This is a genomic window from Caballeronia sp. LZ035, assembly GCF_031451175.1.
GTDB lineage: Bacteria > Pseudomonadota > Gammaproteobacteria > Burkholderiales > Burkholderiaceae > Caballeronia.
Genome location: NZ_JARUXS010000001.1, coordinates 3242801 through 3269272 on the forward strand (window position 1 = coordinate 3242801; position 26472 = coordinate 3269272).

Below are 26472 nucleotides of genomic sequence, written 5' to 3' on the forward strand. Positions count from 1 at the left end.
CTTTACCGCGGCAGCTCACTGCTCCCCATCAGGAACGCATCGACCGACCGCGCGCATTGCCGTCCTTCGCGAATCGCCCACACCACCAGCGACTGGCCGCGCCGCATATCGCCCGCCGTGAACACCTTGTCCACGGACGTGTAATACGCCTTGTCGCCTTCCGTCAAAGCACGCACGTTGCCGCGCGCATCCTTCTCGACGCCGAACGCTTCCAGCACCGGCGACACTGGCTGCGTGAAGCCCATCGCGAGCAGCACGAGATCGGCCTTCATCTCGAACTCGGAACCCGGCACTTCCTGCATCTTGCCGCCCTTCCACTCGACGCGCACCGCAATCAGCTTCTCGACCTTGCCGTTCTTGCCTTCGAAGCGCTTCGTCGCCACCGACCAGTCACGCTCGCAGCCCTCTTCATGCGACGAAGACGTGCGCAGCTTGATCGGCCAGTACGGCCACACCAGCGGCTTGTTCTCTTCTTCAGGCGGTTGCGCCAGCAGTTCGAACTGCGTCACGCCCTTCGCGCCATGCCGGTTCGACGTGCCGACACAATCCGAACCCGTATCGCCGCCGCCGATCACGACCACATGCTTGCCCTTGGCCAGCAGCTGGTCCGGGACCTTGTCGCCCGCATTGACCTTGTTCTGCTGCGGCAGGAATTCCATCGCATAGTAGATGCCCTGGAGCTCGCGGCCCGGCACCGGCAGATCACGCGGCGTTTCCGAACCGCCGGCAATCACCACGGCATCGAACTGTTCCTTCAGTTCATCCGGCGTGATGGTTTCCTTCGCCGTGTTGGCGATGTATTCCGGCATCGCGTCCTTGCCGATGAACACATTGGTGCGGAACGACACGCCTTCCGCTTCCATCTGGCGCATGCGGCGGTCGATCAGCCACTTCTCCAGCTTGAAGTCGGGAATGCCGTAGCGCAGCAGACCGCCGATGCGGTCGTTCTTCTCGAACACGACCACGTCATGTCCCGCGCGTCCCAGTTGCTGCGCGGCAGCGAGTCCAGCCGGACCGGAACCGACCACAGCCACCTTCTTGCCCGTCTTGTGCTTCGGCGGTTGCGGCACGACCCAGCCTTCGGCGAAGGCCTTGTCGATGATCGCGTGCTCGATCGACTTGATGCCGACCGGATCGTCGTTGATGCCCAGCGTACACGCCGATTCGCACGGCGCCGGGCAGATGCGGCCCGTGAACTCCGGGAAGTTGTTGGTGGAGTGCAGCACGTTGATCGCGCTCTTCCAGTCCTGCTGGAACACCAGATCGTTGAAGTCCGGAATGATGTTGTTGACCGGACAGCCGTTGTTGCAGAACGGAATGCCGCAGTCCATGCAGCGCGCGCCCTGAACCTTCGCGTCTTCATCGGTCAGCGCTGCAACGAATTCCTTGTAGTGCTTGACGCGGGTCAGCGGTGCTTCGTATGCCTCGTGCTGGCGTTCGAACTCGAGAAAACCGGTTGCCTTGCCCATTTCTTTCTCTGTATTTGGTGAGGATCACGCGCTCTGACGTCTTGGCGTCAGAGCGCGCTTATATCTGTGTGAACGAGGCATCAAGCCGCGATGGCGTCCTTCGACTTCTTCGCGCCAATTTCAGCCAGTGCGCGCTTGTACTCCGTCGGGAAGACCTTGACGAACTGACGGCGCGACGCGTCCCAGTTTTCAAGCAAGGCCTTCGCGCGCGGCGAGCCGGTGAACTGGAAGTGACGCTCGATCAGCCCCTTCAGCAACGCTTCGTCGGTCTTGCCGGTATGCCACAGCGCGCGATCCACCGTGCGCTCCTGTTCAGCCTGCTGCAGCACCGGATCGAGCGCGACCATCGACTTGTTGCACTTGCCCGCAAAGCTGCCATCCGGGTCGTACACGAACGCGATGCCGCCCGACATGCCCGCCGCGAAGTTGCGGCCGGTCTCGCCGAGCACGACCACCGTGCCGCCGGTCATGTATTCGCAGCCGTGGTCGCCGGTGCCCTCGACGACCGCCGTCGCGCCCGAGTTGCGCACGCAGAAGCGCTCGCCCGCGACGCCGCGGAAATACGCTTCGCCTTCGATCGCGCCGTACATCACCGTGTTACCGCAGATGATGTTTTCTTCGGACTTGCCGCGGAAGTCGTTGGTCGGGCGAATGATGATGCGCCCGCCCGAGAGGCCCTTGCCGACGTAGTCGTTGCCGTCGCCGACCAGATCCAGCGTCACGCCCTTCGCGAGGAACGCGCCGAAGCTCTGACCCGCCGTGCCCTTCAGCTGAATGTGGATGGAGTCGTCGGGCAGGCCGTCGTGGCCGTGCTTCTTCGCGATCGTGCCGGACAGCATGGCGCCGACCGTACGGTTCACGTTGCGCACCGGCTGGATGAACGACACATGCTCACCCTTCTCGATGGCGGCCTTCGACTTCTCGATCAGGATGTGATCGAGCGCCTTGTCCAGACCGTGGTCCTGCACGTCCACATGCTTGCGCGCGACTTCCGCTTCCACCGGCACTTGATAGAACACACGCGAGAAGTCGAGACCCTTCGCCTTCCAGTGCTCGACGCCCTTCTTCGTGTCGAGCAGCTCGGCGCGGCCGATCAGGTCGTCAAACTTGCGGATGCCGAACTGCGCCATGATCTCGCGCACTTCTTCCGCCACGAAGAAGAAGAAGTTGACGACGTGTTCCGGCTGGCCGGAGAACTTCGCGCGCAGCACCGGGTCCTGCGTCGCGACGCCGACCGGGCACGTGTTCAGATGGCACTTGCGCATCATGATGCAGCCTTCGACGACCAGCGGCGCCGTCGCGAAGCCGAACTCGTCCGCGCCGAGCAGCGCGCCGATCACGACATCGCGGCCGGTCTTCATCTGGCCGTCGGCCTGCACGCGGATACGGCCGCGCAGACGGTTCAGCACCAGGGTCTGCTGCGTCTCGGCGAGGCCCAGTTCCCACGGCGTGCCCGCATGCTTGAGCGACGACAGCGGCGAAGCGCCCGTGCCGCCGTCATGGCCCGCGATCACGACGTGATCCGCCTTCGCCTTCGCGACACCCGCCGCCACCGTGCCGACGCCCACTTCGGACACCAGCTTCACCGAAATGCTCGAACCGGAGTTCACGTTCTTCAGATCGTGAATCAGCTGCGCCAGGTCTTCGATCGAATAGATGTCGTGGTGCGGCGGCGGCGAGATCAGGCCGACGCCCGGCACCGAGTAACGCAGCTTGCCGATGTAATCCGACACCTTGTGACCCGGCAGCTGGCCGCCTTCGCCCGGCTTCGCGCCCTGCGCCATCTTGATCTGGATCTGGTCGGCCGACGCGAGATACTCCGCCGTCACGCCGAAGCGGCCCGACGCCACCTGCTTGATCTTCGAGCGCAGCGAATCGCCTTCCTTCAGCGGGATGTCGCTGACGACTTCCTTGCCGATGATGGATTGCAGCGTGTCGCCGTTCTTGATCGGAATGCCGCGCAGTTCGTTGCGATAGCGCGTTTCATCCTCGCCGCCTTCGCCGGTGTTCGACTTGCCGCCGATACGGTTCATCGCGACCGCCAATGTGGCGTGCGCTTCCGTGCTGATCGAGCCGAGCGACATGGCGCCGGTCGCGAAGCGCTTGACGATGTCCTTCGCCGATTCGACTTCTTCGAGCGGAATCGCCTTGGCCGGGTCGACCTTGAACTCGAACAGACCGCGGAACGTCATGTGCCGCTTCGTCTGGTCGTTGATGATGTGCGCGTATTCCTTGTACGTCTGGTACGAATTGCTGCGCGCCGAATGTTGCAGCTTGGCGATCGCATCCGGTGTCCACATGTGCTCTTCGCCGCGCACGCGATACGCGTACTCGCCGCCCGCGTCGAGCATCGTGGCGAGGACCGGGTTGTCGCCGAACGCGTCGCGATGCAGGCGAATCGCTTCCTCGGCCACTTCGAAGATGCCGATGCCGCCGACCTTCGACGCCGTGCCCTTGAAGTACTTCTCGACCAGATCCGCCGACAGGCCCACGCCTTCGAAAATCTGCGCACCCGTGTAGGACATGTACGTCGAGATGCCCATCTTCGACATCACCTTGAGCAAGCCCTTGCCGACCGCCTTCGTGAAGTTGTAGATGACCTTCTCGGCCGAGAGGTCGCCCTTCAGGCCTTCGGCCATGTTGGCGAGCGTCTCCAGCGCGAGGTACGGGTGCACGGCTTCCGCGCCGTAGCCCGCGAGCAGCGCGAAGTGATGCGTCTCGCGCGCCGAGCCGGTTTCGACGACCAGACCCGTGCTCGTGCGCAGGCCATGCGCGACGAGATGCGAGTGAATGGCCGAGGTGGCGAGCAGCGCCGGGATCGCGACGTTGTCACGGTCCGCGCGACGGTCCGACACGATCAGGATGTTATAGCCCGACTTGACGGCGTCCACGGCTTCCGCGCACAGCGAGGCGATGCGCGCCTCGATGCCTTCCTTGCCCCACGCGACCGGATAGCAGATGTTCAGTTCGTACGAGCTGAACTTGCCGCCCGTGTACTGGTCGATGGAGCGGATTTTCGCGATGTCCTTGAAGTCGAGCACGGGCTGCGACACTTCGAGGCGCATCGTCGGGTTGATGTTGGTCGTGTCGAGCAGGTTCGGCTTCGGGCCGATGAACGACACCAGCGACATCACCATGTTCTCGCGGATCGGGTCGATCGGCGGGTTCGTCACTTGCGCGAACAACTGCTTGAAGTAGTTGTACAGCGTCTTGTTCTTGTTGGACATGACCGCCAGCGGCGAGTCGTTGCCCATCGAGCCGATGGCTTCCTCGCCCGATTGCGCCATCGGCGCCATCAGGAACTTGAGGTCTTCCTGCGTGTAGCCGAACGCCTGCTGGCGGTCCAGCAGCACGGCGGCTTCGCGGCGTTGCGTCTCGACGTCTTCCGCCTTCGGCTCGATTTCGTCGAGCTTGATGCGCACGGCTTCAATCCAGCTCTTGTACGGCTTGGCGTTCGCGAGGTTGTCCTTGAGTTCCTTGTCCTGGATGATGCGGCCCTGCTCCATGTCGATCAGGAACATCTTGCCCGGCTGCAGGCGCCACTTCTGGACGATCTTCGACTCGGGGATAGGCAGCACGCCCGACTCCGACGCGAGGATCACGAGGTCGTCGTCGGTGACGAGATAGCGCGCCGGACGCAGGCCGTTACGGTCCAGCGTTGCGCCGATCTGACGGCCGTCGGTGAATGCGATTGCGGCGGGGCCGTCCCACGGCTCCATCATCGCGGCGTGATATTCGTAGAACGCGCGGCGGTTGTCGTCCATCAGCGTGTGCTGCTCCCACGCTTCCGGGATCATCATCATCATTGCGTGGACGAGCGGGTAGCCCGCCATCACGAGCAGTTCGAGACAGTTGTCGAACGAAGCCGTGTCCGACTGGCCCGGATAAATCAGCGGCCAGAGCTTCGGCAGGTCGTCGCCGAGCACGTGCGAGGCGATCGCGCCCGTGCGCGCGTTCAGCCAGTTGACGTTGCCCTTCACGGTGTTGATCTCGCCGTTGTGCGCGATCATGCGGTACGGGTGCGCGAGCTCCCACGCCGGGAAGGTGTTGGTGGAGAAGCGCTGGTGCACCAGCGCCAGCGCCGAGACGACGCGCTCGTCCTGCAGGTCGCGGTAATACACGCCGACCTGACCCGCGAGCAGCAGCCCCTTGTAGACCACGGTACGCGACGACACCGACGGCACGAAGTATTCCTTGCCGTGCTTGAGCTTGAGCGCCTGGATGCGGTGGCTCGCGGTCTTGCGGATGATGTACAGCTTGCGCTCGAGCGCGTCAGTCACGACGATGTCCTTGCCGCGCCCGATGAAGATCTGCCGGATCAGCGGCTCGGTGGCCTTGACGGTGGGCGAGATGGGCATGGTGGAGTCGACGGGGACGTCGCGCCAGCCGAGCACCACCTGACCTTCTGCCTTCACGGTACGTTCGAGTTCCTGTTCGCACGCGAGACGCGAGGCGTGTTCCTTCGGCAGGAAGATCATGCCGACGCCATATTCGCCAGCCGGCGGCAACGTCACGCCCTGCTTGGCCATTTCCTCGCGATAGAAACCGTCCGGCACCTGGATCAGGATGCCGGCGCCGTCGCCCATCAGGGGATCGGCGCCCACCGCGCCGCGGTGGTCCAGATTCTCGAGAATCTTGAGACCCTGTTGAATGATCTCGTGGCTCTTTTTCCCTTTGATGTGGGCGACGAAGCCGACGCCGCAGGCGTCATGCTCGTTGGCAGGGTCGTACATGCCCTGCGCGGCGGGAAGCGAACCGAATGCCGGCTGCTGTTGATCGTTCATGGGGACACCGTCTCTACTGTGAGGGGCCGACTGGACGCGGCCGTTGAACCATTTTCTTGTTGCTGCGCGACCGTTTTGTTTCAACGAATCAAGTCGCACTGCACGGTCGTGCGCGGCACGCTGCACCGCGGCAATCGCCGGAAATCGAAATATACGCGACGAATCAAAATGATGGCAAACAAAATGTGATGGTCTGACACCTATTATCGTTATGGTGCAAGGATGCCCCATTTATTTGGGGACAAATTGAAATCGGTCGAGAAAAACGGCGTTTCGTTGAAATCCGAGACGCCGTTTCGTTTTTTCCTTCAGCTTTGCATTGTCACGCCGTTATTGGGCCTGTGGAGTTTCGCGAACCTTGCGCGGACGGCCGCGCGGCAGCGGCGACACCCGGCGATTGGCCGCCCGTGCGGCCCATTCCCGATAGGAATCGCTGCCGAGCACCCAGCCCTTGAGTGTCGCTTGCAGCAGACGGGTGGTTTCGCGCTCATCGAGCGGTTGTTCGCACAGTTCCTTGTAGGCGTGCTGGCGTTCGAAAGGCGTGTTGCCGAGCGACCAGAAGAGCGGATGGTCGGTGATCAGCCCATCGAGCGTGAGGCCGATGTGATGACGGAAGCTCGACCATTTGTAGTCCTGCGGCGCTGTGACGAGTTGCGCGCGTACCGGCGCCATCTCGACAACGCGCGTAGCAAGCAGGAAGTAACGATCGCCTTCGATGACGGTCGCGCGATAGCGGCCTTCCCAGAGTGTGCCGCGTCGCATGTAACGTCGATTGAAGTGCGCTACGTAACGACGTCCGACTGCCTGCATCGCCTTGGGCAAGCTGGCTTCGTCGCGCGGCGTGACCAACAGATGCACCGCCTGCGGCATCAATGCATAGGCGTGAATGGAGAGGTGATGATCACGCGAGGCCGTTCTCAGACAGTCGATGAAGAGCTCGTAGTCCTGGTCGTCAACGAAGGCGGGCTGCTGGTCGAGACCACGCAGGATGACATGCTGCGGCTGTTCGGGAACGTAGAGTCGTGCAAGCCGTGCCATTCTGGATATTCCGTTGGTCGCGTTTGTGTTACCCCGGTGGGGGTCCTTGGGAGCCATTCCGGCAACATGTGCGAAAGCCATGCAAATGCCGTGCAATGAGGCTCCGAAGCCGCTCTGTGCCCTAGGGAAAATGCTCTACGGCGCCGCTATGGTTACTTTGAAATGTTGTGTTCATAATGAGCGTGCTTTTTCGGAGGAGCACAAATTGAAAATAAAACAGGTCATCACGGGGATCGCGGCATTGGCGTGTGTGTCCACAGCGGCGCATGCGCAATCAGCCGGATCCTTCTATGTCACTGGAGGCTGGTTTCATTTTGCCCCGCAAGACAGCAGCGGTCCGCTCAAAGAAACAAGTGTAGGCGGATCTCCCGTCAATATCGATGTTCCCGGCACGGGCGCCGGCATTTCAAGCGCTGATACCGCCGGCTTCACCTTCGGCTACTTCGCAACCGATCACATCGCCGCGGAACTCGAGATGGGCATCCCGCCCACGTTCGACCTCGAAGGCACCGGCTCTCTCTCGCGCTACGGCAAGCTTGGCAGCGCGAAGCAGTGGAGCCCGACGTTGCTCTTCAAATACTTCTTCAATGCTCCTCAGGCGAAGTTTCGTCCGTTCGTCGGCATTGGCGTGACGCGTACCTGGTTCACCGACGCCAAGATCACCAATGACCAATTCGAAGGCTCGGTCCTGCATGGTCCGACCAGCGTCGACACGGATAGTTCTTGGGCGCCCGTCTTTAACGTCGGTGCAACCTACAACTTCACGGAACACTGGTTTGCAGGATTTTCAGTCTCGTTCATTCCGATGAAGGCAACCGCCAAGCTCAGCACTGCAGCGCAAACGCCAGTGGGTACGCTCAATGTGCAATCGCAGGCGAAAATCACGCTGAATCCGATCGTGACGTATTTGCGCGTGGGCTATCGCTTCTAAAAGCTTGACCTTGCGCACTCGAGATTGAAAAGATCGAAGCGAATACGCATTAACAAAGATAACGCCGGCATGTTTGCACATGCCGGCGTTTTTATTCGTGCAATGCTTGTAAATGTGACCTTCGATGCATTGCATCGCTTGCACATCTTACGTGCCCCATGCATGTACCATGTTTGTCCGGGCGCGGCCAGGCGTCCCGTCAACGATTCATGAACACCGGCACCGAACTTGCTCAGTCATGGGTTTTTCCCGCTGATTCAAGGGCGGGCTATCCACGACTCATCCATCGACGGAGCGATCTATGAACGCACTTCCCAACACGCGTGACGCCATCGGAGATTCATGGACCACGACCAGCCGCCGTGCTCGACGCATGGCGCGGCATGGCCGTGAAGCGGCCGAGGATATTGGTTCGGAACTGCGCTCGCTGCTGAGCGAACTGGAAAGCGCACTGTCGGAAGGCACATCGGCCGACGCCGCCGCGTTGCGCGCGCAGATCAGCGACCGGCTCGACAGCGCCCGTGCGCGCCTCAACGATACCCACGCCGTGCTGCGTCAGCGCGCGGGCGTCGTACTCGAAGACGCTGACGCCTATCTCCACGAAAAGCCCTGGCAGACGATCGCGCTGGTCGGCGGCCTCGCCCTGGTCGCGGGCATTCTTCTCGCCCGCGCGCGTTGACCGTCTAGTCCGACGCCGCTTCCAGAAAATCCGCGCCAATGATGTCGATGCGATCGGTACAGATCGCATCGACGCCCCATTGCGCGAGCAGCCGCGCGCGCGCGGGATCGTTGACGGTGTAGGCGAGGATGCGCAGACCGGCATCCCTGATCTGCGCGACAAGCGCTTCATCCAGCGCGCGATGGTCCGCATGCAGCGACACGCACGCCAGCGCCGCCGTCTGCGCGCGCCAGTCCGGCGGCACGCGCTCGTACAACATGCCGCGCGGCAGGTCCGGTGCGGCCTCGCGCGCTGCCTCGAGCGCCGCATAAGAAAACGATGACAACAGCGGCGCCGGATCGGCGTCCGCCCACAGGCTTGCCGCCTCGCGCGCCACGATCTCGCCGGTTTGCACGTCGCGCCCCGTGCTCGGCTTGATCTCGATATTCGCCGCCAGTCCATGGCGCACGCAGCGTTCATGAACTTGAGCGAGCGTCGGCATGCGCGCGTGCGCGAACGTCTCGCTGAACCACGCGCCTGCGTCTAGCGCCTGCAATTGCGCAAAGCTCAACGCCTGCGCCGCGCCATGGCCATCCGACGTGCGGTCGACATCGTCGTCGTGCAGCAGGAAGACGATGTCGTCGGCGGAAAGCTTCGCGTCGAACTCGATCATCCGGTGTCCGTATTGCGCGCCGACGTCGATGGCTTCCAGCGTGTTCTCCGGTGCAAGCTTGCCGCCGCCGCGATGCGCGACGATGGCGGGATAAGGCCAGGTTCTCATCGTCGCTCCTTCAGTTGGCGCGCCTTCCGGTTGCTGCATCGAAGAAATGCAGATGGCGCGCCGGCAGCGACAGCGCAAGCTGCTCGCCGCGCCGCGGCCGATGCTCATGCGGTAGCCGCGCCGCCACATCGTGCTTGCCCCACTTGCCGTGCGCCAGATTATCGGCGCCCAGCAGTTCCGCCGAATCGACTTCCAGCGTTGCACTCGCCACGCCTTCGATGCCGGGCGTCATGTGCTCGGGACGAATGCCGAGCGTCCACTCGCGCCCGTGCATTTCGCGCGTGACGCCGTTCGCGCCCGATACGGGCAGAGCAGGTCCGTCGCCGGCGACATGGAACGTTGCGCCGTCGTCCGAAAGGCGGCCTTCGAGCAGATTCATCGCGGGCGAGCCGATGAAGCTCGCGACGAACACCGTCGCCGGCCGTTCGTAGACTTCCGTCGGCGCGCCGATTTGCTCGGCATGACCCTTGTTCATCACGATAACGCGTTGCGCGAGCGTCATCGCTTCGATCTGGTCGTGCGTCACATAGAGGCTCGTGGTCGCGAGACGCGCGTGCAGACGCTGGATTTCGAGCCGCATCTGCACGCGCAGCTTGGCGTCGAGATTGGACAGGGGTTCGTCGAACAGGAACACCGCCGGTTCGCGCACGATCGCGCGACCCATCGCGACGCGCTGTCGCTGTCCGCCCGACAATTCGCGCGGCTTGCGCGCGAGCAGATGATCGAGTTCGAGGATGCGCGCGGCATTGGCCACGCGCGCGTCGATCGTCTTCCGGTCCGCACCGCCGATCTTCAGCGCATACGCCATGTTCTGCGCCACGCTCATGTGCGGATAGAGCGCGTAGTTCTGGAACACCATCGCGATGTCGCGATCCTTCGGCTCCAGCTTGTTCACCACCTTGCCGCCGATTTCGATCGCGCCTTCCGAGACGCTCTCCAGCCCCGCCACCATGCGCAGCAGCGTGGACTTGCCGCAACCCGACGGCCCCACCATCACGACGAACTCGCCGTCCTCGATCGCCACGTCGATGCCGTGCAGCACGTACTGCGAGCCATCGTAGGTTTTTTTCACGCCCTTGAGATTCAGCGCAGCCATCTATCCAGAGTCTCCGGTTATTTTTCGGCGTCGACGAGGCCGCGCACGAACCAGCGCTGCATCGTCAGCACGACGGCGAGCGGCGGCAGCATCGCGAGCAGCGTCGCGGTCATGACGAGATGCCATTCGGTCGCGGTATCGCCCGACGCGATCATGCTCTTGATGCCGACCACCGCCGTCTGCAGCGATACCTCGTTGGTGATGAGAATGGGCCAGAGATACTGGTTCCAGCCGTAGATGAACGTGATGACGAAGAGCGCCGCGATGTTCGTCTTCGAAAGCGGCAGCACGACGTCCCAGAAGAAGCGCAGCGGCCCGGCGCCATCGATGCGCGCGGCCTCCATCAGTTCGTCGGGCAGCGTCATGAAGAACTGCCGGAACAGGAAGGTCGCGGTCGCCGACGCGATCAACGGCAACGTGAGGCCCGCATACGTGTTCGACAGATGCATCGACGACACGACCTGCACAGTCGGAAAGATGCGCACTTCGACGGGCAGCATCAGCGTGATGAAGATGAGCCAGAACGCGAGGTTCTTCAGCGGAAAGCGGAAGAACACGATGGCATAGGCCGAGACGATCGACACCGCGATCTTGCCGATGGAGATGACGAGCGCCATCACGAGACTGTTCAGCAGCATGAGCCCGAAGGGCGCTGCCGCGTTGCCGCTGCCATAGGTCCAGACGTGCGCGATGTTCTCGAACAGATGCGTGCTCGGCACGAGCGAGAGCGGCACGCTGAACACTTCCTTCGAGTTCATCGTGGCGGCGCAGAACGCGACGTACACCGGAAACACGATGAGCACGACGCCTGCCAGCAGCACCGCGTGACAGAAGATATCGAAGCCGCGACGGTTTTCGATCATGAGTATTGCACCCTGCGTTCAACGAAGCGGAACTGCACCACGGTCAGCACGATGACGATCACCATCAGCACGACCGACTGCGCGCCCGAACTGCCGATGTCGAGTCCCTGAAAGCCTTCCGCGAAGATCTTGTAGATCAGCGTCTTGGTGGACTGCGCGGGTCCGCCGCCGGTGGCCGCGTCGATGACCGGGAAGGTGTCGAAGAACGCATAGACAAGGTTGACGACGAGCAGGAAGAAGCTTGTCGGCGACAGCAGCGGCAGCGCGATGCCGAAGAAGCGCCGCACGGGACCGGCGCCGTCGATGGCGGCCGCTTCAATGAGCGATTGCGGGATCGCCTGAAGGCCGGCATAGAAGAACAGAAAGTTGTAGCTCACCTGCTTCCAAACGGAGGCGAGCACGACGAGGAACATGGCCTGCGTGCCGTTGAGCGCGTGATTCCACGCGATGCCCTGCTTCGCCAGCGCATACGTGACGAGCCCGATGCTCGGGTTGAACAGGAACGACCAGAGCACGGCAGCGATGGCGGGCGCGACCGCATACGGCCAGATGAGCAGCGTCTGATACGCCTTCGCGCCGCGCGTCACGCGATCCGCGCAGGCAGCGAGCAGCAGCGAGATCACGAGGCCCGACACGGTGACGAGCGCGCAGAAGACCATCGTCGTGTTGAACGAGGACAGATACAGCGGGTCCGCGAACAACTGCTTGAAGTTCGCCAGCCCGACGAATTCGCTCGACGTGCCGAACGCGTCCTGGCTCTGCGTGGCCTGCCAGAGCGCTTCGCCCGCCGGCCAGAGAAAGAAAAGCGCGGTGATGGCGAGCTGCGGGGCGACGAGCAGATACGGCAACACGCTCGTATCGAAACGAGACCGTTTTTCCATGCGGTATGTCCTGAACGAAGGCGCCCGCGCCGCGCGCGGGCGCACATGCTTGCACGTGCTTAGTTGCCTGCCTTCTCGAAGCGGGTCAGGAGTTCGTCGCCGCGCGAGACCGCTGCGTCGAGCGCCTGTTGCGGCGTCTTTTTCTCCGCCCAGACCTGCTCCAGCTCTTCATCGACGATGGTGCGGATCTGCGGCATGTTGCCCAGACGCAGGCCCTTCGTGTACGGCAGCGGCGGCTTGTTCAGCATCTGCTTGATCGCGATGTCCGCGCCCGGGTTCTTCGCATAGAAGCCCTGCTTCTGCGTGAGCTCGTAGGCGGCCTGCGTGACCGGCAGATAGCCCGTGTCCTGATGCCACTTCGCGGCGACTTCCGGTGTGGACAGATACGCAAGGAACTTCGCCACGCCCTTGTACACGGCCGGGTCCTTGCCCGCCAGCACCCACAGACTTGCGCCGCCGATGATCGCATTCTGCGGCGCGCCCTTCACGTTCGCGTCGTAGGGCATCATGCCGACGCCGTAGTCGAACTTGGCGAACTTCGCGATGGTCGCGCGCGAGCCCGACGAATTCGTGATGATGCCGCAGTCGCCGCTATAGAACTTCGACACCGGCTCGTCCTTCCGGCCGACATACGTGAAGGTGCCTTCCTTCGCCATGTTCTGCAGGAACTGGATGTGCGCCACCTGCAGCGGCTTGTTGAATTCGAGCTTCGCGTCGAGGCCGTCGAAGCCGTTGTTCTTCGTCGCGAACGGCGCCGCATGCCACGCGCTGTAGTTCTCGAGCTGAATCCAGCTTTGCCAGCCAGACGAATAGCCGCACGAGTAGCCGGCCGCCTTCAGCTTCTTCGCGTCGGCTTCGACGTCGGCCCAGGTCTTGGGCGGCTGGTTCGGATCGAGACCGGCCTTCTTGAACGCGTCCTTGTTGTAGTACAGCACGGGCGTCGAGCTGTTGAAGGGCATCGAGAGCAGATGGCCGGTCTTCGCGTCGCTGTAGTAGCCGGAGATGGTCGGCACGAACGCTTTCTCGTCCAGCGGCACGCCGGCCTGCTTGAAGACGTCGTACACCGGAATGACGGCCTTCTTCGCCTGCATCATCGTGGCGGTGCCGACTTCATAGACCTGCAGGATGGCCGGCGCATTGCCGCTGCGATACGCCGCAATGCCCGCCGCCAGCGCCTGGTCATAGGTGCCCTTGAACACGGGGACGATCTTGTAGTCGCTCTGCGACTTGTTGAAGTCGTTGGCGATGTCGTTCACGCGCTCGCCGAGCGCGGCTTCCATCGCGTGCCAGAACTGGATTTCGGTGGCGGCGTGCGCCGCGGTACTGGCGCCGAAGGCCAGAACGGCCGCGGCCGAGATCGTGCGGAACAAGGGCTTGCAGCTCATCGATGAGTCTCCTTTGTGACAGGTTCGCGCTTTGAAACGCGCGATATTAGTTGTTGTCGATGACAAACAGGCGTTGATACTCTTTCAAGGCGTAGCGGTCGGTCATCCCGGCGATGTAATGCGAGATGAGCCGCGCCTGTGCGCTGTCGCGGCTGACGGCGGGCGTGTCGTTCGCCGACTCCTCGGCCACCGGCTCGCGCGCCTGATAAGACGGCGGCAGCAGACGCGGGTCTTCGGTGAAGGCCTCGAAAAGGCCCGTCACGACGCGCCGGGCCTTGTTGGCCATGCGCATCACGCGATAGTGCCGGTACAGGTTCTTGAACAGAAAGCGCTTGAGCTGCGCGGCCTGCGCGGCGACCTCGTCGCTGTGCGCGACGAGCGTGGGCGCCGCGCGCACGTCGTCGAGCGATTGCGGCATCACGCGTTGCAGATTGCGGCTCGTGGCATCGATCAGGTCGACGATCAGCGTATTGATGATCCGGCGGATCGTCTCGTGAATCAGCCTGCGCCCTTCGATGTTCGGATACTCGGCGCGCGCGGCGTCGAAGTGCGTAAGCCAGAGACTCACCTCGGACAGCTGTTCGAGCGTGATGAGACCGGAGCGCAGGCCGTCGTCGACATCGTGATTGTTGTAGGCGATTTCATCGGCGACATTGGCGATCTGCGCTTCCAGCGACGGCTGCTTGCCGGTCAGGAAGCGTTCGCCGAGATCGCCCAGCTTGCGGGCGTTGTCGCGCGAACAGTGCTTGAGAATGCCTTCGCGCGTTTCGAAGCAGAGGTTCAGGCCGTTGAACGCGCCATAGTGTTCTTCCAGCTGGTCGACGACCGCGAGGCTCTGCAGATTGTGTTCGAAGCCGCCGTGATCGCGCATGCATTCGTTCAGCGCATCCTGCCCGGCATGGCCGAACGGCGTATGACCGAGATCGTGCGCGAGCGAGATGGCTTCGACGAGATCTTCGTTGAGCCGCAGATTGCGTGCGACCGAGCGCGCGATCTGCGCCACTTCGAGGCTGTGCGTGAGACGCGTGCGGAACAGGTCGCCTTCGTGATTGACAAACACCTGCGTCTTGTATTCGAGCCGGCGGAACGCGGTGGAATGCACGATGCGGTCGCGGTCGCGCTGGAACTCGGTGCGCGCGGCGGGCGGCGTCTCGGCGAAGCGCCGTCCGCGCGACTGCGACGAATGCGCGGCATACGGCGCGAGATGCGCTTCGAGTGCCAGCGACGAAGGCGTGCTCGCCGGAAGATTCAATTCTTGTTCGCTCACCGGCTGCTCCGCATCGTCGTGGTTCTCGCCGCCGCTTGCGCGGATCAGACGCTGGCCGCGAGGGTTTCACGCACGGTCCCGTCCGGCGCGCTGGTGATCTCGGTGGCGCCAAAGCGGGTCAGCAAGATGAACTTGATCTCGCCGGCTTCGGCTTTCTTGTCGACCTTCATCAGGTCGACGTAGCGGTCGGCGCCGAGCTTTGGCGCCTTGACGGGCAGTTTCGCCGCCTCGATCACGCGCACCAGACGCTGGCGTGCGGCTTCGTCGAGCCGGCCGAGCCGCACGGACAGATCCGCCGCCATTACCATGCCGCAGCCGACGGCCTCGCCGTGCAACCATTCGCCGTAGCCCAGGCCGGCTTCGATGGCATGGCCGAACGTGTGGCCGAAATTAAGAATCGCGCGTTGCCCGCCTTCGCGTTCGTCCGACGCGACGACCGATGCCTTGATCTCGCACGAACGCTGCACGGCGTGCGCGAGCGCGTCGAGGTCACGACGATTGAGCGCGTCGACGTTCGCTTCGATCCATTCGAAGAACGCGGCGTCCGCGATCGCGGCGGTCTTGATGACTTCCGCGATGCCCGCCGCCATCTCGCGCTCCGGCAGCGAGCGCAGCGCGCCAATGTCGGCGATCACGGCCTGCGGCTGGTAGAACGCGCCGATCATGTTCTTGCCGAGCGGATGATTGATGCCGGTCTTGCCGCCCACGGACGAATCCACCTGTGAAAGCAAGGTGGTCGGCACCTGGATGAACGGCACGCCGCGCATGTAGCTGGCGGCGGCGAACCCGGTCATGTCGCCGACGACGCCGCCGCCAAGCGCGATCAGCGTGGTCTTGCGGTCGGCGCGTTCGGTCAGCAGTGCGTCGAAGATCAGGTTGAGCGTTTCCCAGTTCTTGTACGCTTCGCCGTCGGGCAGCACGACGGTGGTCACCTTCTTGCCGAGCGGCGCGAGGGCCGCGCGCAACTGTTCGCCGTAGAGGGGATCCACGGTGGAGTTGGTGACGATGGCAACGGATGCGCCCTTGATGTGCGGCGCGAACAACTCGGTGCGGCCGATCAGGCCTGCACCGATGTGAATGGGATAGGCGCGCTCGCCCAGTTCGACGCTGACGGTAATGGTGGGGGAATTCATGGCGGACATTATGACTGAGCCGACCTGACGACGCCGGCGACCTCCAGTTGCATCAGGACCATGTTGACGAGCGCGTTGACGGTCGGCCGCCCGGTCTCGACGACGAAATGAGCGGTTTCATGATAGAGCGGATCACGCGACTGAAACAGCGCTTCGAGCTTGCCGCGCGGGTCTTCGGTCTGAAGCAGCGGTCGATTCTTGTCGCGCCGGGTGCGTTGCCAGAGATCGTGCGGATTGGCGCGCAGATAGATGACGATGCCGCGATTCTTCAGATTTTCGCGATTTTCCGGACGCAGCACCGCGCCGCCGCCCGTGGCCAGGACGATGCCGCTGCGCTGCGACAGCTCGTCGATGACATTGGCCTCGCGCTGCCGAAAGCCGGTTTCACCTTCCAGTTCCCAGATCACCGGAATGCGCGCGCCCGTGCGTGCTTCGATCTCGTGGTCCGAGTCGATGAACGAGCGCTGCAGACGGCGCGCAACCGCACGGCCCACGGTGGTTTTACCCGCTCCCATGAGTCCGACGAAAAAGATGTTCGCGTTCGCGTGCCCTTCCTGCAACTCGTTTTCCTTCCAGTTCGATGCAATTTGTTCGTGCGGCAGCTTAAGGGCAAACCGCCCGCTTTGTCGAGTCGCGCCAGCCGTGGCGCGGGTTCGGCGTCGATCCAACACGTGTCGGGTGCTCATCTCGCGCTCACCCGCCGCTCGCGATGACATGCGGCGTGATCAGGATGACCAGCTCGCTTTTCGAGCGGCGCCGGGCGTCATGACGGAACAGCCAGCCGAGCAGCGGCAGTTTCGACAATCCCGGCACGCCGGTGGTGTCGTCGCGCTCGTCGTCGGAATAAATGCCGCCGATTGCCACCGTCCCGCCATTCTCCACTTCGACGCGCGTCTGGACATGCTTCGTATGGATCGCCGGCCCGTTCGCGGTCTGCTCGCCCAAGCTGTCTTTCGTGATGTCGAGATCGAGAATGACGTGCCCGTGCGGCGTGATCTGCGGTTCGACCTCCAGTTTGAGCGTGGCGCGCCGGAACTGCACGCCCGACATGCCGTTGCCCACCTTCGCCTGGTACGGCACTTCCATGCCCTGCTCGACGATCGACTTCACCCGGTCCGCCGTGACCACGCGCGGCCGCGAAACGATCTGCCCGCGCCCTTCCGCCTCGAGCGCGCTCAGTTCCAGATTGAGCAGCCGCGTGGCCCGCGCGACGAACAGGGTGAGCCCGGCCGTGGCGGCGTCGAAGCCATTGAGCGGTCCCGCCGACAAATCGTATACCACACCGTCCTTGCCGCCCGCGAAACCGCTCGCCGGATCGTTCTGCGGCGCAATGTTCAATTTGACGCCGAGATTGCGCGACAGCCCGGCCTCCCCCTCGACGATCTTCGCCTCGATCATCACCTGCGGCGTCGGCCGGTCGATCAGCGCGAGGAGATCCGCGATCTGCCGCACCCGCGCATCGAGATCCGTGACGAACAGCAGGTTGGTGCGCGCGTCGGCCATGGCGGAGCCGCGCTTCGACAACACGCGCTGGCTCCCGGAGCCGCTCAGCATCTTGCGCATGTCCTCGGCGCGGGCATAGCGCAGTACGAACGTACGGCTGGCTAGCGGCTCCAGGTCGGCGGCGCGCGCGTGCGCCTCGTAGCGCTGTTTTTCCCGCGCCGCGAGCTCGGCCAGCGGTGCGACCCAGATCACGTTGCCGTGCTGCTCCATCGCGAGACCGTTCACTTCGAGCAGCGTGTCGAACGCGCGCCGCCACGGCACGTCGGCAAGGTTCAGCGAAACCTGACCGCGCACCTTCTCGCTCGCGACAATGTTCAGTCCAGTGAACTGCGCGAACGTGTGCAGGGTGGCGCGCAACTCGGCGTTCTTCAGATCGAGCGTGATGGTCTTGCCGTCGCCGCCGGGAACCGGATCGGCGTCGCTCAGGCGCTCGACGGGCCGCAACGGCACCGGCGGTCCTTCGAGCGGTGTGTCGGGCGCGGCCGGTGGTTCGGCGACGGGCTTGGCCTCGGGCACATCCGGAACAGACAGCGCGGACGGTGAACTGGCATCGGTCGCCGCCTGCTCCGTGCTCAGCGCGTCGAACGAGGCCGGTAGCGGTGGCAGCGGTGCGACGGACGCTTCGGCGCTTTCCACGGCAAACGATGCCTGCGCGAACAGGCACGCGATAAGCGCCACGGACAGCGCTGGCTTCACGAGCCGGCGAGAAAACTGCATGCGCGGGCTCACTTGCGATCCTCCGTCAGCGTCAGTTTCCGCACCGGGCCACGGTCGCGCATGAGTTCCACCGCACGGGGCACGACGCGCGCAAGCCGTTCAGCGCCGATCTTCTGCCCCGGCGCGTATCCGCCGACATCCTTGCCGCTTTGCAGGAGCGCCATCGCGCGCCGGCTGCCGACCAGCGTGCCCACCAGCAGGATATCGCCGCCTTGGGCAAGCGCTTCCCCGCCGCCAAAAGGATCGATGACGAACGAACTGGTGCGTGGCGCCGCGACGGCCAGCGGAATGCCGGGCTGATTCTCGAACACCCGGAGCGACGCCTCGACCGCAAGCGCGCCCGATGAGCGCGCGCCGGCGGGCGGCCTGATCTGAGCGCCTTCGGGCACCACCAGCCGCGGCAAACCGGCCAGCGACTCCAGGAAACGGTGAATCTCGTTGAAGGATCCTTCCGCGCGAAGCTTGAGCGCCCGCCCGGACTCGACCGGCGACGCCTCCGTTCCGGTGCCCGCGCGCGCACTTGGCTCGATCGACACCTCGCGCAGCCCGCTCTGCGCCGCCAGTTCCACGACGGCACGCAGGGCGTCCGCCGGGCTCCAGTGCTCGGGCTGCAGGCGAGCCGAAAGCGCACGCGCCTTCAGGCCGGGCAACGCTTCCTTGATGCGCCTGACTTCGTGCTCGCGGGATTGCGCCGCCGTCAACTCGGCGCGTGCGAGTCCGAGTCGGCCCGGATCCGACATCCGCCACGCACACGCGCCCGCCGCGCCAACGAGCAGAGCCAGCGCAAGCGCGCTTGCCGCAACTCGGGCAGGCGACCAGGCATCGAGCGGCCGCAGCAGCATGGCGGCCCCGCGCGTACTCCAGCGTTCATCCCGGCGCGACGCAAGGTTCATCGGCACTGCGTTCATGGGCGCCTCCCTTGCGCGCCCGGGCGGCCCGCCGTGAGTACCGGCCGGGCGCGACGCGAAGCGTCCTCATGTCCGGAGTGGTCCGACTCGTAACGCACGAGCGCGACGAACTCGTAGTGTTCCGCACCGTCGGACGGCGGCACTGCCGCCCCACGGACGCCTCGCGTAGCCACAGCGGTGCGCCGCTTCATCTCGACAACCTCCACCGTCTCCACCCCGCGCACCTGTTCCAGCCGCTTGAGCCAGCGCGCCGCCGCCTGCGAATCGGGCGCGCGCGCCGCGAGTTCGACCTCGCTCGCCCGCTGCGAGACGCGTTGCAGCGCCACGCCGGTTTGCGCCGGCACGTCGGCGAGCGCGTCCAGCAGCGCGAGAAAGCGTTCGCGCGGCGCGGCCAGCGGTTGCGCGCTCTCACGCGCGCGCCGTCGCTCCTCGGCGGCGCGCATCAGCCGGGCATGCTCGTCGACCGGTGCGCTCGACGCCAGCAGCGAGGCCTCCAGCGCCGCGCGGCGCTCGGTCAGCCGCGCCTGCTCGAAAGCATCGCAGCCCGCGACCACACCCACCGCGGCGCACCCTGCGATGCTCGCAGCCGCCAGCAGCGCGAGCCGCCGGCGCCTCACCTCGCGACGCCGCCGCGCCCGGTACGGCAGCAGATTGAATCCGTCCAGCATGGCGGCGCTCATTGCACCACCTCGCGCAGCGCAAGTCCGAACGCGGTCGCGAAGCGCGGCGAATGCCGGTGCGCCGCGACGATCGCCGCCGTGCCATTGCAATAAGGCGCGACCTCGAACGGCAGCGCGGGACAACCCAGGCTCTTGCCGAGGACCGGCAGCGCCAGACCCGCATGACCCAGGAGTTCGATCCGGCCGCCCGCATAAATGCAGTCGAGCGGTAGGCCGCCGGCCAGATCCTGCAGCGCTTCGGCCATGCTGCGATGTTCGAGCGCGGGATAGCGCGCCTCGCTCTCGACACCCCGCGCGCCGATGAGCCAGCCATGCAGGCCGGTGCTCTCCAGCCAGCAGACCATATAGCGCGCGTCTTCATCGAGCTCGACCGAGCCCACGTGACGCATGGCCCGCAAAGCGGCAGCCGGTTCGCCGTCGATGGCCGACAGTGCGACGCCCGCTTCCGCCGCCGCCTCGACACGCGCTTCGACGTGCCGCCGCGCCGTCGCCGCGATCGACACCTGCGCCTGGCCGTCCTCGCCGGTCTGAACCGACCAGTCCACCGCGAGCGCCGCGCGCTCGACGCCCGTCGCGCGTTCGGCCTCGGCGAGCACGGCCGGCTCGAGCACGCCGTGCGGGTCGCCGCCGACGCCCGCGGGCAAGGGCTCGCGTGCATCGATCAGACGCGCCAGCGGCACCTGCGTGGTGACCGTGGCCGACGCGGGCAAACCCATCGCGCAACGCAGCGCCCGCCACGCGCCGCCGCTTGGCAAGCACGTGAAGGCCTCGCGCAAGGCCGAGACGATCACCGCCCGGTCAATGAAATCGCCTTCGATCACCGCGCCCGAGGGCAGCGGCACGAACGCCAGTTGCTCCACGCACACCGCCGCATTCGCCCGCAACCGTTTGCTCATGACCACGAGACGCACCCCGTCTTCGCCTACATCGATACCCGCCGCATAGCGCCGCGTCACCGTCAACATCGTGCCGCGCAGCGCGCTTTCCTTGCCCATGTCCTGCTCCTTCCATTCGCTTGCGCGCCCGAACCGTTCGAGCGCCTGAGGTGGAAGAATTGTCGCGAGCAGGGACGACGGCGAACATTCGGCCGAACGGCCAGCGTGCACGATTAGAAGGTGCTTCCGCGGGTGATCGCGCGTATCGTCAAAGACAGCAGCGGGCGAGCGCCACGGCCAGCGGCGCTGTAAGCGTCCAGAAAAGTCCCGAATGCGGGCGGCTATAATCGCGTCACTGTTTCTGGTGGTGCCATGCAATCCTCTTCCCCGAATAACCCGTCATCCACGCCGCCCGAAGGGCACAAGAAAGCCAGGCGCCCATGGTGGGCGCGACTGCTGCTGGGCTTTTGCATCAGCATGTTTGCGCTCGTCGTCTGCGCGGGTCTGGTGTTTGGTTACGCGCTCGTCGTCGCGCTGCCGAACCTGCCTACGCTCGAAGCCCTGACGGACTACAAGCCCAAGGTGCCGCTGCGCATCTATACGGCGGATCACGTGCTGATCGGCGAATTCGGTGAGGAGCGGCGGCGCGTCGTGCGCATCCAGGACGTGCCCGATCACCTGAAGAAAGCCGTGCTCGCCATCGAGGACGCGCGCTTCTACGATCACGGCGGCGTCGATCTCACCGGCATCCTGCGCGCCGGCACGGTCGCGCTGACCAACGGCCATGCCTCGCAGGGCGCGAGCACCATCACCATGCAGGTCGCGCGCAACTTCTTCCTGTCGAGCGAAAAGACCTATACCCGCAAGATTTACGAGATGCTGCTCGCGTACAAGATCGAGCGCGCGCTGACGAAGGATCAGATTCTCGAGGTCTATATGAATCAGATCTATCTCGGGCAGCGCGCCTATGGTTTCGCGAGCGCGGCGCGGGTGTATTTCGGCAAGGACCTGAAGGACGTCTCGCTCGCCGAGGCCGCGATGCTCGCGGGTCTGCCGAAGGCGCCGTCGGCCTATAACCCGGTCGTCAATCCGAAGCGCGCCAAGGTGCGTCAGGAGTACATCCTGCAGCGCATGCTGGAACTGAACTTCATTACGCGCGACCAGTACGACCAGGCCATCGCCCAAGCGCTGGTGGTCAAGGGGCAAGGCCGCGAATTCAGCGTGCATGCCGAATACGTCGCGGAAATGGTGCGTCAGATGATGTACGCGCAATACCGCGAGGAAGCCTATACGCGTGGCCTGAACGTCGTGACCACGATCGATTCCGCCGACCAGGACGCCGCCTATCGCGCGGTGCGCCGGGGCCTGATGGACTACGAGCATCGTCACGGCTACCGCGGGCCGGAAGGCTACATCGACTTGCCGGCCAATGCGGACGATCGCGAGCAGGCCATCGACGACGCCCTCGCCGAGCATCCGGACAACGGCGAGATTGTCGCGGCGGTGGTGACGTCGGCGAGTCCGAAGGAAGTGAAGGCGAGCTTCCTCGACGGCAACACGGTGACCATCAGCGGCGCCGACCTGCGCTTCGTGCAGTTCGCGCTGAGCACGCGGGCGCAGCCGAACGCGCGCATCCGCCCGGGCGCGATCGTGCGCCTCATGAAAGACGACGACGGCGACTGGACCATCACGCAACTGCCGCAAGTGGAAGGCGCGCTGATCTCGATGGTGCCGCAGGACGGCGCGATCCGCGCGCTGGTCGGCGGCTTCGACTTCAACAAGAACAAGTTCAACCACGTGACGCAGGCCTGGCGTCAGCCGGGTTCGAGCTTCAAGCCCTTCATCTATTCCGCCTCGCTCGAAAAGGGCCTGTCGCCCGCGACGATCATCAACGACGGTCCGCTCTTCTTCAGCGCCGCCGAGACTGGCGGGCAGGCGTGGGAACCCAAGAACTACGGCGGCGGCTTCGACGGCCCGATGACCATGCGCTCGGCGTTGCAGCGCTCGAAGAACATGGTGTCGATCCGCATCCTCAATCACATCGGCACGAAGTACGCGCAGAACTACATCACGCGCTTCGGCTTCGACGCCGACCGCAATCCCGCCTATCTGCCGATGGCGCTCGGCGCCGGACTCGTCACGCCGCTGCAGATGGCCGCCGGGTATGCGGTCTTCGCGAACGGCGGCTATCGCGTGAATCCGTATCTGATCGCCGACATCACGGACCCGTACGGCCGCGTCGTCTCGCATCCGCAGCCGCTCATTGCGCAGCAGAGCGCGCCGCTCGCCATCACGCCGCGCAACGCGTACGTGATGAACAGCCTGTTGCAGAGCGTCGCGCAGCGCGGCACCGGCGCGAAGACGAACCAGCTGAAGCGCACCGATCTCGGCGGCAAGACCGGCACGACCAACGATTCGCGCGACGCCTGGTTCGCCGGCTATCAACGCTCGCTCGTGGCGATTGCGTGGATCGGCTATGACACCCCGCGCAGCCTCGGCGACAAGGAAACCGGCGGCGGTCTCGCGCTGCCGGTCTGGATGGAATACATGGGCCGTGCGTTGAAGGGCGTGCCCGAGTACAAGCCGATGATGCCGCCCGATGTCACGTCGCTCGGCGGCGAGCTGTACTTCGACGACATGACGCCGGGACACGGCTTTATCGCGACGGTCGGCGTGAGCCAGGCGCCGCCGCAGGACGGCGTGTCCGGCGTGACTGCGCCCGCCCCCGAAGTGGGCGAGCAGGAAAAGCAGGACATCATGAATCTGTTCAAGGGCCAGTAGGCGCGCCCTTGCGGCATGTGATGGATGAAGCGAGCGGATCGAGAGACCCGCTCGCTTTTTTTACGCCTTGAAGCGGACGGGTTCGCCGGCTTGCTCGGTCGAATACTTGCTCAGCGTCGCGAAGAATTCGCTGTTGTCGCGCGTGTCGCGCCAGGCGCCATCGACGTATTTGTAGTGAAAGCCGCCCGCTTTCGCGGCCAGCCAGATCTCGTGCTTCGGCGGCTGCAAATTGACGATCACCTTCGTGCGGTTCTCGAATTCGAGCGTCAGTACATTGCCGCTGCGTTCGAATTCGATGTCGGCGTCGGCCTCGTCCACTGCGCGCTCGATGGCGCTCAGCGCAGCCTCCGCCAAGCTCAGGTATTCCTGGTCTGTCATGCTAAACTCCGGCGATTAATCGTATAGGGACGGTCATGCGAGTCGTATTCAGGATGAGCGCGATTGTAGCGGCTTTGAGCATGAGCGCCGCTGCCACATTGGCGCTCGGCGGGTGTGGTCAACGCGGTCCGCTGTATATGCCCACCGTACCGCCCTTGCCGCAACGTCCCGACGATCTCCAGAATACCCCGCCTTCGGATGTGACTCCGGACAGTGCAAGCGCAGCGCGTCGCGGCACCGTGCCGGATACGTCGGGCGAGCCGCTCTCGCTCTCGCCGGAGACGGATCTGAAGTCCGGCGCTGCCTCGGCGCCGAAAGCCGCATCGTCCGCATACTGACTCTGCCCTGACACCCCGGCCTTCGGGCGCATTTTCGATTTCCACGCATGAGTGATTCCGCATTCCATTACGTCGACGGCGTGCTGCACGTCGAAGGCGTCTCAGCCGCGTCGCTCGCGGAACAGTTCGGCACGCCGCTGTATGTCTATTCGCGCGACGCGCTGACGCAGGCCTATCGCGCCTACGCCGATGCCTGCGCCGGACGCAACGCAACCGTCCACGTTGCCGTGAAGGCCAACAGCAACCTTGCCGTGTTGAACGTGTTCGCGCGCATGGGCGCGGGCTTCGACATCGTATCCTCGGGCGAGCTCGCGCGCGTGATCGCAGCGGGCGGCCGCGCGGAGAACACGGTGTTTTCGGGCGTCGGCAAGTCGGCGGCGGAGATGCGCGAAGGGCTCGAAGCCGGCGTCAAGTGCTTCAACGTTGAATCGATTCCCGAACTGCATGCGCTGAACGACGTGGCGAAGTCGCTCGGCAAGACGGCGCCGGTGTCGCTGCGCGTGAATCCGGACGTCGATGCGAAGACGCATCCCTACATCTCCACCGGTCTCAAGTCGAACAAGTTCGGCGTGGCCTTCAGCGACGCCCGCGCCACCTACGCGCAGGCGCACGCGATGGCGCATCTCGATGTCGTCGGCATCGACTGCCACATCGGTTCGCAGATCACCGAGATCAGCCCGTATCTCGACGCGCTCGACAAGCTGCTCGAACTCGTGGAGCAGATCGAGGCCGACGGCATGCGCATTCGCCATGTCGATGTCGGCGGCGGACTGGGCATCACCTATGACGATGAAACGCCGCCGGCCATCGGCGACTTCGTGAATACGCTGCTCGATCACATCGAGAAGCGCGGCCATGGCGCGCGCGAAGTGTATTTCGAGCCGGGACGTTCGCTCGTCGGCAATGCCGGCGTGCTGCTCACGCGGGTCGAGTATCTGAAGCCGGGCGAGGAAAAGAACTTCGCCATCGTCGACGCCGCCATGAACGATCTCGCGCGCCCCGCGATGTACGAGGCGTTTCACCGCATCGTGCCGGTCGTGAAGCGCGACGCCGCCGCACACACCTACGACGTCGTCGGTCCGGTCTGCGAAAGCGGCGACTGGCTCGGGCGCGACCGCGAACTGACGCTCGTGCCGGGCGACCTGCTCGCAATCTGCTCGGCGGGCGCGTATGGCTTCGTGATGAGCTCGAACTACAACACGCGTCCGCGCGCCGCTGAAATCATGGTCGATGGCGAACGCGCGCGTCTCGTGCGCGAGCGTGAAGAGGTGAAGCAGTTGTTTGCCGGCGAATCGATTCTTCCGGACTGAAGGCCGGTAGCGCCAAACGGTGAAAAGCGATGCCGAGGCATCGCTTTTTTTATGCGCGCCGGTAGCGCGTACGGAGCCACGCGATCACGCGCCAGCCGAGCAGCACGATCACGATCGCGCCATAGATCTTCGGCAGTTCGAGGTCGTGCTTGCCCGCCTTCATCCACCAGAAATGCAGAATGGCGAGCGTCGCGACCAGATAGATGGTCCGGTGCAACGCCTGCCAGCGCCGTCCGAGCTTGCGCACCATCGCTTTCGGCGACGTTGCCGCAAGCGGGATCAACAGCACGAACGCCGCGAACCCGACCGTGATGAACGGCCGCTTGCCGATGTCCTTCAGCATCGCGGCGACATCGAACCATTTGTCGAACCAGATGTACGTCGTGAAATGCAGCACGGCGAAGAAGAACGCGTACAGGCCGATCATGCGCCGGAAACGCAGCAGCGCCGTGACGCCGGTGAGCCGCCGCAGCGGCGTCACCGCCAGCGTGATGCACAGATACACGAGCGTCCAGAGTCCGGTCGAGCGCGTGATGAATTCGATCGGATTCGCGCCCAGTCCGCCGGTCACGCCGAGCAGGATCAGGCGCGCGAGTGGATACAGCATCGCGACGAACACCACGACCTTGACCGGCACGATCCATCTCGGACCGGTCGCGGCGCGCGTGCTCTTGATCTGGGAAGCGGACGACATCG

22 protein-coding genes are annotated in these 26472 nt (G+C 64.4%); 5 read left to right on the forward strand and 17 right to left on the reverse strand.

Annotated elements, in window-relative coordinates:
• Window positions 1-2: 2 nt before the first annotated feature.
• From QCE88_RS15195 to QCE88_RS15205, 3 genes are all read right to left on the reverse strand, one after another.
• Window positions 3-1469, reverse strand: a complete 1467-nt coding sequence (locus tag QCE88_RS15195; protein ID WP_309903189.1) for a glutamate synthase subunit beta — start codon at window positions 1467-1469, stop codon at window positions 3-5.
• A gap of 80 nt (window positions 1470-1549) precedes the next feature.
• Entirely contained in the window at window positions 1550-6253 is a 4704-nt protein-coding gene (locus QCE88_RS15200; RefSeq protein ID WP_309903191.1) for a glutamate synthase-related protein, read from the reverse strand.
• A 330-nt stretch (window positions 6254-6583) separates the two neighbouring features.
• The gene (locus tag QCE88_RS15205) at window positions 6584-7291 is read right to left on the reverse strand and encodes a transposase (RefSeq protein WP_309903193.1); all 708 of its coding nucleotides are present in this window, start codon (window positions 7289-7291) and stop codon (window positions 6584-6586) included.
• A gap of 205 nt (window positions 7292-7496) precedes the next feature.
• On the opposite strand from QCE88_RS15205, the gene QCE88_RS15210 reads away from it, so the two are divergent.
• Together QCE88_RS15210 and QCE88_RS15215 are read left to right on the forward strand one after the other, a co-directional pair.
• A complete protein-coding gene (locus tag QCE88_RS15210) occupies window positions 7497-8222 on the forward strand; it encodes an OmpW family outer membrane protein (RefSeq protein WP_309833817.1) in 726 nt (241 codons plus the stop codon).
• 301 nt (window positions 8223-8523) lie between these two features.
• The gene (locus QCE88_RS15215; RefSeq protein ID WP_309833555.1) at window positions 8524-8901 is read left to right on the forward strand and encodes a DUF883 family protein; all 378 of its coding nucleotides are present in this window, start codon (window positions 8524-8526) and stop codon (window positions 8899-8901) included.
• A gap of 4 nt (window positions 8902-8905) precedes the next feature.
• On the opposite strand, the gene ugpQ is transcribed toward QCE88_RS15215, so the two are convergent.
• The 12 genes from ugpQ to pilM form a co-directional block, all read right to left on the reverse strand.
• Window positions 8906-9661, reverse strand: a complete 756-nt coding sequence (ugpQ, locus tag QCE88_RS15220) for a glycerophosphodiester phosphodiesterase (protein ID WP_309903195.1) — start codon at window positions 9659-9661, stop codon at window positions 8906-8908.
• Window positions 9662-9671: 10 nt separating this feature from the next.
• A complete protein-coding gene (locus QCE88_RS15225) occupies window positions 9672-10757 on the reverse strand; it encodes a sn-glycerol-3-phosphate import ATP-binding protein UgpC (RefSeq protein ID WP_309903197.1) in 1086 nt (361 codons plus the stop codon).
• 17 nt (window positions 10758-10774) lie between these two features.
• Window positions 10775-11620, reverse strand: a complete 846-nt coding sequence (gene ugpE, locus QCE88_RS15230) for a sn-glycerol-3-phosphate ABC transporter permease UgpE (RefSeq protein ID WP_309833559.1) — start codon at window positions 11618-11620, stop codon at window positions 10775-10777.
• Window positions 11617-12501: a sn-glycerol-3-phosphate ABC transporter permease UgpA gene (gene ugpA, locus QCE88_RS15235; protein ID WP_309903199.1), complete on the reverse strand. Its 885-nt coding sequence runs from the start codon at window positions 12499-12501 to the stop codon at window positions 11617-11619. The genes ugpE and ugpA overlap by 4 nt, the downstream gene beginning before the upstream one ends.
• Before the next feature lie 59 nt (window positions 12502-12560).
• A complete protein-coding gene (ugpB, locus tag QCE88_RS15240; protein ID WP_309903202.1) occupies window positions 12561-13886 on the reverse strand; it encodes a sn-glycerol-3-phosphate ABC transporter substrate-binding protein UgpB in 1326 nt (441 codons plus the stop codon).
• A 46-nt stretch (window positions 13887-13932) separates the two neighbouring features.
• Window positions 13933-15153 (reverse strand): deoxyguanosinetriphosphate triphosphohydrolase, encoded by a 1221-nt coding sequence (locus tag QCE88_RS15245; protein ID WP_309903204.1) that lies wholly within the window; start codon window positions 15151-15153, stop codon window positions 13933-13935.
• A 44-nt stretch (window positions 15154-15197) separates the two neighbouring features.
• A complete protein-coding gene (gene aroB / locus QCE88_RS15250) occupies window positions 15198-16295 on the reverse strand; it encodes a 3-dehydroquinate synthase (protein ID WP_309903206.1) in 1098 nt (365 codons plus the stop codon).
• Complete coding sequence (aroK, locus tag QCE88_RS15255; RefSeq protein WP_309903208.1) at window positions 16295-16846, reverse strand: shikimate kinase AroK; 552 nt, start codon at window positions 16844-16846, stop codon at window positions 16295-16297. Before aroK ends, aroB begins: the two co-directional genes overlap by 1 nt.
• Before the next feature lie 133 nt (window positions 16847-16979).
• The gene (gene pilQ, locus QCE88_RS15260; protein ID WP_309903209.1) at window positions 16980-18506 is read right to left on the reverse strand and encodes a type IV pilus secretin PilQ; all 1527 of its coding nucleotides are present in this window, start codon (window positions 18504-18506) and stop codon (window positions 16980-16982) included.
• An 8-nt stretch (window positions 18507-18514) separates the two neighbouring features.
• Window positions 18515-19414 (reverse strand): hypothetical protein, encoded by a 900-nt coding sequence (locus QCE88_RS15265; protein WP_309903211.1) that lies wholly within the window; start codon window positions 19412-19414, stop codon window positions 18515-18517.
• On the reverse strand, window positions 19411-20094 hold the full coding sequence (locus QCE88_RS15270; RefSeq protein ID WP_309903213.1) for a PilN domain-containing protein: 684 nt from the start codon (window positions 20092-20094) through the stop codon (window positions 19411-19413). The genes QCE88_RS15265 and QCE88_RS15270 overlap by 4 nt, the downstream gene beginning before the upstream one ends.
• Window positions 20091-21089 (reverse strand): pilus assembly protein PilM, encoded by a 999-nt coding sequence (pilM, locus tag QCE88_RS15275; protein ID WP_309903215.1) that lies wholly within the window; start codon window positions 21087-21089, stop codon window positions 20091-20093. The genes QCE88_RS15270 and pilM overlap by 4 nt, the downstream gene beginning before the upstream one ends.
• Before the next feature lie 252 nt (window positions 21090-21341).
• On the opposite strand from pilM, the gene QCE88_RS15280 reads away from it, so the two are divergent.
• Complete coding sequence (locus QCE88_RS15280) at window positions 21342-23750, forward strand: penicillin-binding protein 1A (RefSeq protein ID WP_309903217.1); 2409 nt, start codon at window positions 21342-21344, stop codon at window positions 23748-23750.
• Window positions 23751-23810: 60 nt separating this feature from the next.
• Here the strand turns inward: QCE88_RS15280 and cyaY are convergent, their stop codons facing one another.
• On the reverse strand, window positions 23811-24128 hold the full coding sequence (gene cyaY, locus QCE88_RS15285; RefSeq protein WP_309903219.1) for an iron donor protein CyaY: 318 nt from the start codon (window positions 24126-24128) through the stop codon (window positions 23811-23813).
• Between the two features lie 35 nt (window positions 24129-24163).
• Here cyaY and lptM point away from each other — a divergent pair, with 35 nt between their 5' ends.
• The gene (gene lptM, locus QCE88_RS15290; RefSeq protein WP_309903221.1) at window positions 24164-24466 is read left to right on the forward strand and encodes an LPS translocon maturation chaperone LptM; all 303 of its coding nucleotides are present in this window, start codon (window positions 24164-24166) and stop codon (window positions 24464-24466) included.
• A 47-nt stretch (window positions 24467-24513) separates the two neighbouring features.
• A complete protein-coding gene (gene lysA / locus QCE88_RS15295) occupies window positions 24514-25776 on the forward strand; it encodes a diaminopimelate decarboxylase (protein ID WP_309903223.1) in 1263 nt (420 codons plus the stop codon).
• A gap of 49 nt (window positions 25777-25825) precedes the next feature.
• Here the strand turns inward: lysA and msrQ are convergent, their stop codons facing one another.
• Entirely contained in the window at window positions 25826-26470 is a 645-nt protein-coding gene (gene msrQ, locus QCE88_RS15300; RefSeq protein WP_309903226.1) for a protein-methionine-sulfoxide reductase heme-binding subunit MsrQ, read from the reverse strand.
• Window positions 26471-26472 lie beyond the last annotated feature (2 nt).

Coding starts and splice junctions, on each gene's coding strand:
- QCE88_RS15195 (WP_309903189.1), bottom strand. CDS start 1,469: ATGGGCAAGGCAACCGGTTTTCTCGAGTTCGAACGCCAGCACGAGGCA.
- QCE88_RS15200 (WP_309903191.1), bottom strand. CDS start 6,253: ATGAACGATCAACAGCAGCCGGCATTCGGTTCGCTTCCCGCCGCGCAG.
- QCE88_RS15205 (WP_309903193.1), bottom strand. CDS start 7,291: ATGGCACGGCTTGCACGACTCTACGTTCCCGAACAGCCGCAGCATGTC.
- QCE88_RS15215 (WP_309833555.1), top strand. CDS start 8,524: ATGAACGCACTTCCCAACACGCGTGACGCCATCGGAGATTCATGGACC.
- ugpQ (WP_309903195.1), bottom strand. CDS start 9,661: ATGAGAACCTGGCCTTATCCCGCCATCGTCGCGCATCGCGGCGGCGGC.
- QCE88_RS15225 (WP_309903197.1), bottom strand. CDS start 10,757: ATGGCTGCGCTGAATCTCAAGGGCGTGAAAAAAACCTACGATGGCTCG.
- ugpE (WP_309833559.1), bottom strand. CDS start 11,620: ATGATCGAAAACCGTCGCGGCTTCGATATCTTCTGTCACGCGGTGCTG.
- ugpA (WP_309903199.1), bottom strand. CDS start 12,501: ATGGAAAAACGGTCTCGTTTCGATACGAGCGTGTTGCCGTATCTGCTC.
- ugpB (WP_309903202.1), bottom strand. CDS start 13,886: ATGAGCTGCAAGCCCTTGTTCCGCACGATCTCGGCCGCGGCCGTTCTG.
- aroB (WP_309903206.1), bottom strand. CDS start 16,295: ATGTCCGCCATGAATTCCCCCACCATTACCGTCAGCGTCGAACTGGGC.
- pilQ (WP_309903209.1), bottom strand. CDS start 18,506: ATGCAGTTTTCTCGCCGGCTCGTGAAGCCAGCGCTGTCCGTGGCGCTT.
- QCE88_RS15265 (WP_309903211.1), bottom strand. CDS start 19,414: ATGAACGCAGTGCCGATGAACCTTGCGTCGCGCCGGGATGAACGCTGG.
- QCE88_RS15270 (WP_309903213.1), bottom strand. CDS start 20,094: ATGAGCGCCGCCATGCTGGACGGATTCAATCTGCTGCCGTACCGGGCG.
- pilM (WP_309903215.1), bottom strand. CDS start 21,089: ATGGGCAAGGAAAGCGCGCTGCGCGGCACGATGTTGACGGTGACGCGG.
- QCE88_RS15280 (WP_309903217.1), top strand. CDS start 21,342: ATGCAATCCTCTTCCCCGAATAACCCGTCATCCACGCCGCCCGAAGGG.
- cyaY (WP_309903219.1), bottom strand. CDS start 24,128: ATGACAGACCAGGAATACCTGAGCTTGGCGGAGGCTGCGCTGAGCGCC.
- lptM (WP_309903221.1), top strand. CDS start 24,164: ATGCGAGTCGTATTCAGGATGAGCGCGATTGTAGCGGCTTTGAGCATG.
- lysA (WP_309903223.1), top strand. CDS start 24,514: ATGAGTGATTCCGCATTCCATTACGTCGACGGCGTGCTGCACGTCGAA.
- msrQ (WP_309903226.1), bottom strand. CDS start 26,470: ATGTCGTCCGCTTCCCAGATCAAGAGCACGCGCGCCGCGACCGGTCCG.